Raw genomic sequence first — 10,435 nt, forward strand, 5'->3', positions numbered from 1 at the left:
TTAGCGGAAATTATTTTTTTGTGATGGGGATCGCACATGAGTCTGGAAAGTGAGCTGACAACGGCCCGCGTGGCGGCAGAAAAACCTGCGTGGGGCGCCGTGTTTGCTATGGCATTTGGCGTGTTTGGCCTGATTACCGCTGAATTTTTGCCGGTCAGTCTGCTGACGCCGATAGCGGCTTCGCTGCAGGTCAGCGAAGGTCAGGCGGGACAGACGGTGACGGTAACCGCGCTGGTCGCGCTGCTCACCAGCCTGGTGATTGGTACCCTGACGCGGCGGTTCGATCGTCGCTTGGTGATGCTGGCGTTTACCCTGCTGCTTATCGCCTCAGCGCTGCTGGTGGCCGTGGCTGACAGCCTGCCGATGATCCTGCTGGCACGGGTGCTGCTGGGCATGGCGATTGGCGGCTTCTGGACACTCTCAACCGCCATCACCATGCGGCTGGTGCCGCCGGAGCAGGTACCGCGCGCGCTGTCGATTGTCTTTAGCGGTATTTCGCTGGCGACAATTATTGCAGCACCGCTCGGCAGCTATCTCGGCGATGTGATTGGCTGGCGCAATATCTTTTTCATGACGGGTCTGCTGGGCGTGCTGGCGCTGCTGTGGCAGTGCTTCACGCTACCGGCCATGCCACCGGAAAACCGGACGCAGAGCGGCGGCGTGCTTGATCTGCTGCGGCAGGGCGTGATGCGCTGGGGAATGCTGGCGGTGATCCTGATGTTCACCGGACATTTTGCTTTCTTTACCTACCTGCGACCTTACCTGGAGGGCAGCGCGCAGCTTAACGTTAATCAGCTGTCGCTTGCGCTGCTGGCGTTTGGGGTGGCTAACTTCTTTGGCACCTCGCTGGCAGGCGTGCTGGTCACGCGCAGCCTCTCACTGACGCTGACCGGCATGGCGCTGCTGATGAGCGTGACGGCCGTTGTGCTCTCAGCCATGGCGCAGCTGCCGTGGCTGGTGGGCGCTGGCGTGGCGCTGTGGGGACTGGCATTTGGCTCCATGCCCACCGGCTGGTCGGCATGGATTTCGCGTGCCGTGCCTGATGATGCAGAGTCCGGCGGCGGGCTGCTGGTGGCGACTATTCAGCTGGCGATCACGGCGGGCGCGGCGGCGGGCGGCTGGATGTTTGACCTGCAGGGGGCCGGCGGCGTCTTTATGGCAAGCGGCGTCATGATGCTGCTGGCGGCGATAACCATTTATACGCGCGTCAGGCAGCACGGCTAAAGTGCTGCGGCAGGGCTTTTTCTGATTTAGGGGCGGCGTGTGCCGCCCTTTGCATTTCCGCGCGTTGCTTTGCCGGTTTTCTGCACAGATGCGCTACCTTTAGTGACAACTACACCAGGGGGAGAGAGGCAATGAGCCAGTTTTTTATGCATGAAAAGAACGATCTGGTTAACGAAGCCATTGAAGGTATTTTACTCAGCACGCCGTGGCGTAACCTGCGTCGTCTCGATTTAGGCGATGAGATGCGCGTAGTGGTGCGTTCAGACTGGGATAAAAGCAGGGTGGCGCTGATCTCAGGCGGCGGATCGGGTCATGAGCCGGCGCACGCCGGGTTTGTCGGTAAAGGCATGCTGACAGCGGCCGTTTGCGGCGATATTTTCGCTTCGCCCGGCGTGGAAGCGATCCTTAACGCCATTATCAACGTGACCGGTGACGCAGGCTGTCTGCTGATCGTTAAAAACTACACCGGCGATCGCCTTAATTTTGGTCTGGCCGCCGAAAAAGCCAAAAATCTGGGCTATCACGTTGAGCTGGTGATGGTGGAGGATGATATTGCGCTGCCGGATAATCCGCAGCCGCGCGGCCTTGCCGGCACCGCACTGGTGCATAAGATTGCGGGCTACGCGGCTGAACACGGGCATTCACTGCAGGAGGTAAAAGCGGTGGCGCAGCGGGCGATTGATGCCACTTCCACCATTGGCCTGGCGTTTGCCACCTGCCATCTTCCCGGAGAAAAGCGCGATGCGCGCGTGGCACCGGGTCACAGCGAGCTGGGGATGGGGATCCACGGCGAGCCGGGTGTGATTACGCTGGATACGCAGGACAGCGGAAAAATCACCGCGCTGATGACGGATAAGCTGGCGCAGGCGCTGCCGGACGGTAAGCTGGCGCTGTTACTCATCAACAATTTAGGCGGGTTTTCTCAGCTTGAGCTGGCGCTGCTGACGCGCGAAGTGCTGCGCACGCCGCTGGCGGCGCGTATTACGCACCTTATTGGTCCCGCTACGCTGGTCAGTGCGCTGGATATGAAGGGCTTTTCACTCTCTGTGCTGGCGCTGGAAGAGTCATTCCTGCTGGCGCTGCAGGCACCGGTTCAGGTGCAGGGGTGGGTAGCGCCTTATGAGTTTGCGCCCATCAGTCTGCAGACGGCAGAGAAAGTCAGCAGCGCGCTCGATTTCGATCCCTCAGAAAATGATGAGGTGGCGGGCTGGATCAGGCGCGTCACGCAGACACTCATCGATCTGGAGAGCGAACTGAACGCGCTGGATGCAAAAGTCGGTGATGGTGATACCGGCTCCACGTTCGCGGCGGGTGCAAAACGTATTCAGCGCGCCCTGCAGGAGAAGCAGCTGCCGCTGAATGAGTTGCCAACGCTGATTGCGCTGATTGGCGAGCAGCTGGCAGGCGCGATGGGCGGTTCCAGCGGCGTACTGATGTCGATTCTGTTTACCTCTGCCGGCCAGCATCTGGAAGAGGGCAGCTCGCTGCCGGAGGCGTTAATGCAGGGGCTGGAGCGCATGAAGCACTATGGTGGCGCCGAGCCAGGCGATCGCACGCTGATTGACGCGCTGCAGCCGGCGCTGGAAAAACTGGTGGCGGGTGAATCACTGGCCGCTGCCGCGCAGGCGGCGGCAGAAGGTGCAGAGGCCACGGCACAGATGAACAGTGCAAAGGCGGGACGTTCAGCCTATCTCAATCAGCAGAGTCTGGATGGGGTAAAAGATCCCGGTGCGTATGCGGTAGAAAAAGTGTTTCAGGTAATGGCAGGCTGAGTAGTCCGCCGGACGGATACAGCCGGGAGCAGCGTCCGTCTTCTCAGCAGACAGAAGACGGGCGCTGTCGCCCGTTATTCGCCGGCCGGTTCTTTAGCCGCCTCGCGCAGCATCTCCTGATGCGGAATATCCTGCAGGATCTGCTCAAAACTGCGCAGACGCTTGTAAATCGACATCAGCTCTACCAGCGTTGACCAGGAGGTGATCAGATACTGGAAGGAGGAGCGCACCTGGTCAAATACGTTGAGGATCTGATTCATCAGGCCCAGCGTCAGCGCACCGGCCACAATAGCCGGAAACAGCAGAAACACGCCAAACACATTATCTACCTGCAGATAGAGAAAGCGCGTCACGTTAAAGTAGAGGTAGTGGAAGTAGAGCCGGAAGTAGTTGTAGCGCACCCGGCTGAACAGGGCCTGCACCGTCGGCGGTGATGCGCGCGACGGATCATCTTCGCCATACACCAGCTCTTTACGGTAGGCCGCTTCTACCCGCTGATTGCGGAACTCCAGCCCCGGCAGCTTGATGCCAACCAGCGCCAGCAGTGCGGTGCCAAACAGTGACCAGAGAATAGCGGCAATCACCAGACCATAGGGCGTTGAACCGAGGACTGGAATATCTTTGACATGCTTTGACAGCGCCAGCAGCACCGGCAGGAACGCCACCAGCGTCATGATCGCTTTGATAAAGCTGACTCCCCAGTCTTCCAGCGTGGTGGAGAAACGCATGGTATCTTCCTGCACACGCTGTGCCGCCCCCTCTACATGCCGCAGCCGCTGCCAGTTATGCATGTAGTAGCTGTTCATTGCGGTACGCCAGCGAAAAATCCAGTGGCTGATGAAAAAGACGTTGGCGACCAGAATGGTTACAGCGATAAGCGCAATGCCGAGAAAATCGCTGATCTCGCTGTAAAACTGGTTAATTTGTACGGCACCCGCTTTGGTCAGCGCTTTCTGGATCAGATCGTAAAACGGTTCATACCAGGCGTTAACCGCAACGTTGACCTGAACGTTAAACCAGGTGACAAAGATGATCAGTGCTGTACCCCAGACCGACCAGCGCTGCCACGGATGGCGATCGATTATCATCCACGCGATGGCGAACAGGGCGACGGCTGACCAGTAATAGCCGTAAAACCAGAGCTGGCTGGCGTGAATAAACCGGCTGGCATTGGTCGGCAGCGGCTGCTGCATCGCGGCCTGCAGCGCAGGCCAGTGCGCCGGCAGATCGCTGAAGAAGCCAAACCAGGCAAAGAGAACAATTACACTCCAAATCGCTGCCGAGCTGAAAAAGGCGCCGGGCCGCGGAAAAAAGGATTTAAACATAAGCACTCCGCTGTGGTGTAGACACGTTTATACCGCTATTTCTGTTTATCTGTCTGTAGTGGGTTGTTTCTGAGCATGACAATTCCGCCACCGGAATGTAAATCAGGGCGGGAAAATGTTAAGTATTTTGTGCGTAATTGTTTCGGAAAACTAAATTCGTTACCGTTTCGGTGTTACAATTGTCGTCTTGTTACCGGTAACAAGCGTGCTGTATCCCTTAAGTCAAGAATAAAAACCATTACAACGCAACTACTTAACCTTCCATGCCGCATTATATGCGGTACTGAGGCAATGTCATGTCAGAACAAAAAAAGGGTCATTCACGTCGTGATTTCCTGCTGAGGACAATCACCCTGGCACCCGCTGTGGCGGTAGGTTCAACTGCTATGGGCGCGCTGGTGGCACCTGCTGCCGCCCGCGACACAGCAGCACCGGCGTCAGCGCAGCCGGCACGCGACTATCAGCCAGGCTGGTTTACCGCCGAAGAGTTTGCTTTCATTACAGCCGCCGTGGCGCGGCTGATCCCCAGCGATGAGCGCGGGCCGGGGGCGCTGGAGGCTGGCGTACCGGAATTTATCGATCGTCAGATGAATACGCCTTACGCTACCGGCAGCAACTGGTATATGCAGGGACCTTTTCACCCGGATATGCCGAAAGAGCTGGGTTATCAGCTGCCGCTGGTGCCGCAGCAGATCTATCGCTTAGGCATTGCCGATGCCAATGCCTGGAGTCAAAAACAGCATGGCAAGGTGTTCGCCAGCCTGAGCGGTGAACAGCAGGATGCGCTGCTGAGCGCCTTTGAAACCGGTAAGGCTGAGTTTGCCCAGCTGCCGGCAAAAACCTTCTTCTCTTATCTGCTGCAGAATACCCGCGAAGGCTTTTTCTGCGATCCGATCCATGGCGGCAACCAGGGCATGGTGGGCTGGAAGCTGATTGGCTTCCCGGGCGCCCGCGCCGACTTTATGGATTGGGTAGAGCGCGGTGAACGTTATCCGTTCCCGTCAGTCGATATTCGCGGAGCGAGGGCGTAAGCGTGGCAAACGAACTAAAAAAAGTTGATGCAGTGATTGTGGGGTTCGGCTGGGCAGGCGCCATCATGGCGAAAGAGCTGACCGAAGCGGGTCTTAACGTCGTTGCGCTGGAGCGCGGTCCGCATCGCGACACCTATCCGGATGGCTCTTATCCGCAGTCAATTGATGAACTGACCTACAACGTCCGCAAAAAGCTGTTTCAGGACCTCTCCAAAAGCACCGTCACCATCCGTCATGATGCGTCGCAGACCGCAGTGCCTTATCGCCAGCTGGCGGCTTTTCTGCCCGGCACCGGCACCGGCGGTGCGGGCCTGCACTGGTCTGGCGTGCATTTCCGCGTCGATCCGGTTGAGCTGAATCTGCGCAGCCACTATGAGCAGCGCTACGGTAAAAGCTTTATCCCGGAAGGCATGACCATTCAGGATTTTGGCGTGAGCTATGATGAGCTGGAACCGTTCTTCGACAAAGCCGAAAAGGTGTTTGGCACCTCAGGCAGCGCCTGGTCAGTTAACGGTAAAGTGGTCAACAAAGCACACGGCGGCAACCCGTTTGCGCCGGATCGCTCCAGCGACTTTCCGCTGCCGGCACAGAAGCGTACTTACTCTGCGCAGCTGTTTGCGCAGGCGGCGGAGTCGGTTGGCTATCACCCTTATGATATGCCGTCAGCAAACACCTCCGGGCCTTATACCAATACCTATGGCGCGCAGATGGGGCCGTGCAACTTCTGCGGCTTCTGCAGCGGCTACGCCTGCTACATGTATTCCAAAGCGTCACCCAACGTTAATATCCTGCCGGCACTGCGTCAGGAGCCGAAGTTTGAGCTGCGCAACAATTCGTACGTTCTGCGCGTCAATCTGACCGATGATAAAAAGCGCGCCACCGGTGTGACCTACCTTGATGGTCAGGGACGTGAAGTGGTGCAGCCAGCCGATCTGGTGATCCTCTCCGCATTCCAGTTCCACAACGTTCACCTGATGCTGCTGTCCGGGATCGGCAAACCATACAATCCGATCACTAATGAGGGCGTGGTAGGGCGCAACTTCGCCTATCAGAATCTCTCAACGCTGAAAGCGCTGTTTGATAAAAACACCACCACTAACCCGTTTATCGGTGCAGGCGGTGCGGGTGTTGCGGTAGATGACTTTAACGCAGACAACTTTGATCACGGCCCGCACGGCTTCGTGGGCGGTTCACCATTCTGGGTAAACCAGGCTGGCACCAAGCCTATCTCCGGCGTGCCGACGCCTGCCGGGACGCCAGGCTGGGGCAGTCAGTGGAAAGCAGCGGTAGCGGATACCTATACGCATCACGTCTCAATGGATGCGCACGGCGCGCACCAGTCCTATCGCGCTAACTATCTCGATCTCGATCCTAACTACAAAGATGCTTACGGCCAGCCGCTGCTGCGTATGACCTTTGACTGGCAGGATAACGACATCAAAATGGCGCAGTTTATGATTGGCAAGATGCGTAAGATCACCGAGGCGATGAACCCGAAAACCATCATTGGCTCCGCCAAAGCGCCGGGTACCCATTTTGATACGACCTCTTATCAGACCACGCATATGAGCGGCGGTGCGATCATGGGTGAAGATCCGCAGACCAGCGCGGTAAACCGCTATCTGCAGAGCTGGGATGTGCCAAACGTCTTTGTACCGGGGGCGTCCGCCTTCCCGCAGGGGCTGGGCTATAACCCGACCGGTATGGTCGCTGCACTGAGCTACTGGTCAGCGAAGGCGATCCGCGAACAGTATCTGAAAAACCCGGGGCCGCTGGTACAGGCATAAGGAACATGACGATGATGAAATCAGTTTTGGCCCTGATGCTGGGCACTCTGACGTTCAGCGCGCTGGCTGACGATACGGCCAGCGAATCGCTGATCAAACGCGGTGAATATCTGGCGCGCGCCGGAGACTGCGTGGCCTGCCATAGCACCGCAGGCGGCAAGCCGTTTGCCGGCGGACTGGCAATGGCGACGCCGATTGGCACAATCTACTCCACCAATATTACTCCCGATAAAGCGACCGGCATCGGTGACTACAGCTACGACGACTTCCAGAAGGCGGTGCGTCATGGCGTCGCAAAAAATGGTGATACGCTCTATCCGGCCATGCCTTATCCCTCTTACGCGGTGGTCAGCGATGAGGATATGAAAGCGCTCTATGCATATTTCATGCAGGGCGTTGCGCCGGTCAGCCAGGCGAACAAAGAGAGCGACATTCCCTGGCCGCTCTCCATGCGCTGGCCGCTGGCGATCTGGCGCGGCATCTTTGCACCAGACGTTAAAGCGTTCCAGCCCGCCGCGCAGGAAGATCCGGCGCTGGCGCGCGGCCGCTATCTGGTTGAGGGGCTCGGACACTGCGGGGCGTGTCATACGCCGCGCAGCATTACAATGCAGGAGAAAGCGCTGAACAACGGTGACGGCAGCGACTACCTTGCCGGCAGTAACGCCCCGATTGATGGCTGGACCGCCAGCAATCTGCGTGGCGATAACCGTGACGGGCTCGGCCGCTGGAGTGAAGAGGAGCTGAAGCAGTTCCTGCGCTTTGGCCGTAACGATCACACCGCCGCGTTTGGCGGCATGACCGAGGTGGTTGAACACAGCCTGCAGTACCTCAGCGATGAGGATATCAGCGCGATTGCGAAGTATCTGAAGTCGCTGGGCGCAAGAGATCCGCAGCAGGCGGTATTTACCCCGGATGACACGGTAGCGAAAGCGCTGTGGCACGGTGATGACAGCCAGCCGGGGGCATCGGTCTATGTGGACAGCTGCGCTGCGTGCCATAAAACGGATGGTTCGGGCTATCAGCGCTTCTATCCGGCACTGCGCGGCAATCCGGTTGTCATGGCTGAGGATCCTGCCTCGCTGATCCACATTGTGCTGGTGGGCGGTACGCTGCCAGGCGTCAAAGGCGCACCGACAGCCATCACCATGCCGGCATTTGGCTGGCGTCTCAGTGACCAGCAGGTTGCGGACGTGGTGAATTTTATCCGCAGCAGCTGGGGTAATGGCGTCACCACCCGCGTAACGGCCGGGGACGTGGCGAAACAGCGTAAGGATAAAACGGTACAGCCTTATCAGGGCAGCGCAGATATTCACGCATTAGAGAAGTAAACGCGCCTGCAGTGCGTTAATTATCCGGGTCTGGTGCCCGGATTTTTTATGGGTAAAAAACAGGTGCAGATCGCCTGAAGGCAGAGCAGACGCGGGTTGCACGCGATCGTCTACACTTAGTGGTGAGTGCAAAAAGCTCACTAACTGATAAGCGGAGGGAACGATGCAAGTAAGTCCTTATTTGTTTCTGTATGGTCGCTGTGAAGAAGCCATCGAATTTTACCTGCAGGCCACCGGCGGCAAAGTGCTGCAAAAAATGACCTTCGGTGATAATCCGGAGCAGGGGGAGCAGGTGGGCGATAAGTCTGCACCGCCGCTGCCGCCGGAAAAAATTATGCATGCACATCTGCAAATTGGTCAGGGCGAGCTGATGCTGAGTGACGGTGATACCAGCAAGCCACCGGCGTCTGAGCATGCCGGTTATGCGGTCAGTCTGGCAACTACCGATGAGAAAGAGGGCAAAGAGTGGTTTGATAAACTCTCTGCCGGCGGCAAAATCACGACCGAATGGCAGAAAACGTTCTGGTCAGATGGCTTCGGCATGTTTATCGATAAGTTCAACATTCCGTGGCGCATTAACGTCGTGAAATCGCAGGATTAAGTTCTCTGTTTTCGCCTCTCTGGCGCGCTGTCCGGAGAGGCGAACCCGTCATAATCAGAAGTTGTAACCCACCACCAGGTAGTAGCCCCAGCCGGTTGATTTCACTTCAAACGGACCCTTGCCAAAATTCAGCTCCTGACCATCAGCCCACTGACCGCCGTTATGGAAATAACGCGCAACGCCAGAGACGTGCCAGTGGTCGTAGTTCAGCGATAAGATATGGCTTGAGGCCACCGAGTTGCTGGTGCGCGAGCGGTCAGATTTGTCACGCAGATCGGAGCCCCAGTCAAAGTTGGTAAAACCGATATAGCTCAGCTTACCACCCCACAGGTCGGTAATCGGCACAAAGTATTTTACCTTGAAGCGGTAGCCATCCCAGCTGTTCTCGTTGGCTGCGCCGTAGTTTTCCCACTGATATTTGGCGTAGACGTTAAGCGAGAGACCAACGTCGCTGTGGGTATCAATATCGGTACCGAGGCCCATATACCAGGTGTTCTGACGGTTGTCGCTGTTGCGGCCCATGTCGTAAATATAGTTGTTGGCAAAGAACCACTCTTTAAACGGACCGAACGCCAGGCTGGTCCCCGCCAGCTTGTCCAGTGACAGGCGCGGCTCAATTTCCATAAACAGCGGTGTGCCGTGATCGAAGATGCCATTTGCGTTGCTGTTGCCCGCGCCAAAGAAGTTCGGCAAATCGATGTAGCCGTAAAAATCGAACCACTCCTGCTTGGTAAAGGCTTCATATTCCAGATAGACATCATTATTAAACTGCGGTCCGAAACGGGTATGGGTACTGCCCACCACGTTTACGCTCTGATGCCACCAGTCAGAAAGATATTGCGGATCGCTCTCTGCCTGCGCTGCGCCCATTCCGCTACCAATCAGTAATGCACCTGCTATCAACGATTTAAATTTCATTATTGTTTGACCACTTGCTGAGGATCGCCGCAGAAATGCCACGATCGGATGAGTACGTTCCCGGGTATTGAGCAGTATGCGGCGGTAACGCGTGCGAACTGTCAGCCGTCAGGCCCGCGTAATGTGCCTGTAACAGAGCGTTAGAAAATAGATTTTCATCACATTTGTCAAAAAGTGTTGCAATAGGATTCAGTTATTTTGTGAGGTTTGTCACATATTCTATCTGCAGCGAACGGAACTCCGCAACCGTTTACGTGGTCGCGAAGAGATACGATTGGGAGTGGGGCGCGGACGCCGGTTCCGTTCGCCACGGAGGCTGGCGCCGGTTCCGTTCGCCGTCAGCGGCGGCGGCAGCCTGTGCCCCGGGGCGGAGGTTCCGGGACAGGCACCGGTTCCGGGACAGGCACCGGTTCCGTTCGCCGTCAGCAGCGGCAGCTGCCTCTGCCCCG

The 10,435-nt window shown here is 57.3% G+C and carries 8 protein-coding genes; 6 read left to right on the forward strand and 2 right to left on the reverse strand.

What is annotated here, in order from left to right:
- The first annotated feature begins 36 nt into the window (after positions 1-36).
- Together B3041_RS00225 and B3041_RS00230 are read left to right on the forward strand one after the other, a co-directional pair.
- Complete coding sequence (locus B3041_RS00225; protein WP_065650330.1) at positions 37-1,224, forward strand: MFS transporter; 1,188 nt, start codon at positions 37-39, stop codon at positions 1,222-1,224.
- 131 nt (positions 1,225-1,355) lie between these two features.
- Positions 1,356-2,996, forward strand: coding sequence for a dihydroxyacetone kinase subunit DhaK (locus B3041_RS00230; protein ID WP_292968353.1), 1,641 nt, complete (start codon positions 1,356-1,358; stop codon positions 2,994-2,996).
- 74 nt (positions 2,997-3,070) lie between these two features.
- On the opposite strand, the gene sbmA is transcribed toward B3041_RS00230, so the two are convergent.
- A complete protein-coding gene (gene sbmA, locus B3041_RS00235; RefSeq protein ID WP_065650328.1) occupies positions 3,071-4,321 on the reverse strand; it encodes a peptide antibiotic transporter SbmA in 1,251 nt (416 codons plus the stop codon).
- 296 nt (positions 4,322-4,617) lie between these two features.
- On the opposite strand from sbmA, the gene B3041_RS00240 reads away from it, so the two are divergent.
- The 4 genes from B3041_RS00240 (at position 4,618) to yjdN (ending at position 9,068) form a co-directional block, all read left to right on the forward strand.
- Positions 4,618-5,352 carry a gluconate 2-dehydrogenase subunit 3 family protein gene (locus tag B3041_RS00240; protein WP_292968357.1) on the forward strand — a complete coding sequence of 245 codons (735 nt, stop codon included), beginning with the start codon at positions 4,618-4,620 and terminating at the stop codon, positions 5,350-5,352.
- Positions 5,353-5,354: 2 nt separating this feature from the next.
- Entirely contained in the window at positions 5,355-7,139 is a 1,785-nt protein-coding gene (locus B3041_RS00245; RefSeq protein WP_292968360.1) for a GMC family oxidoreductase, read from the forward strand.
- Between the two features lie 11 nt (positions 7,140-7,150).
- Positions 7,151-8,467: a c-type cytochrome gene (locus tag B3041_RS00250; protein ID WP_065650325.1), complete on the forward strand. Its 1,317-nt coding sequence runs from the start codon at positions 7,151-7,153 to the stop codon at positions 8,465-8,467.
- A gap of 163 nt (positions 8,468-8,630) precedes the next feature.
- Positions 8,631-9,068, forward strand: a complete 438-nt coding sequence (gene yjdN / locus B3041_RS00255) for a VOC family metalloprotein YjdN (protein WP_039382083.1) — start codon at positions 8,631-8,633, stop codon at positions 9,066-9,068.
- 54 nt (positions 9,069-9,122) lie between these two features.
- On the opposite strand, the gene B3041_RS00260 is transcribed toward yjdN, so the two are convergent.
- Positions 9,123-9,986 (reverse strand): nucleoside-specific channel-forming protein Tsx, encoded by an 864-nt coding sequence (locus B3041_RS00260; RefSeq protein WP_065650324.1) that lies wholly within the window; start codon positions 9,984-9,986, stop codon positions 9,123-9,125.
- Between the last annotated feature and the right edge of the window lie 449 nt (positions 9,987-10,435).

Origin of the sequence: Pantoea sp. UBA4549, assembly GCF_002387285.1 — a bacterium.
In the GTDB taxonomy this organism is placed as follows: domain Bacteria; phylum Pseudomonadota; class Gammaproteobacteria; order Enterobacterales; family Enterobacteriaceae; genus Pantoea; species Pantoea borealis.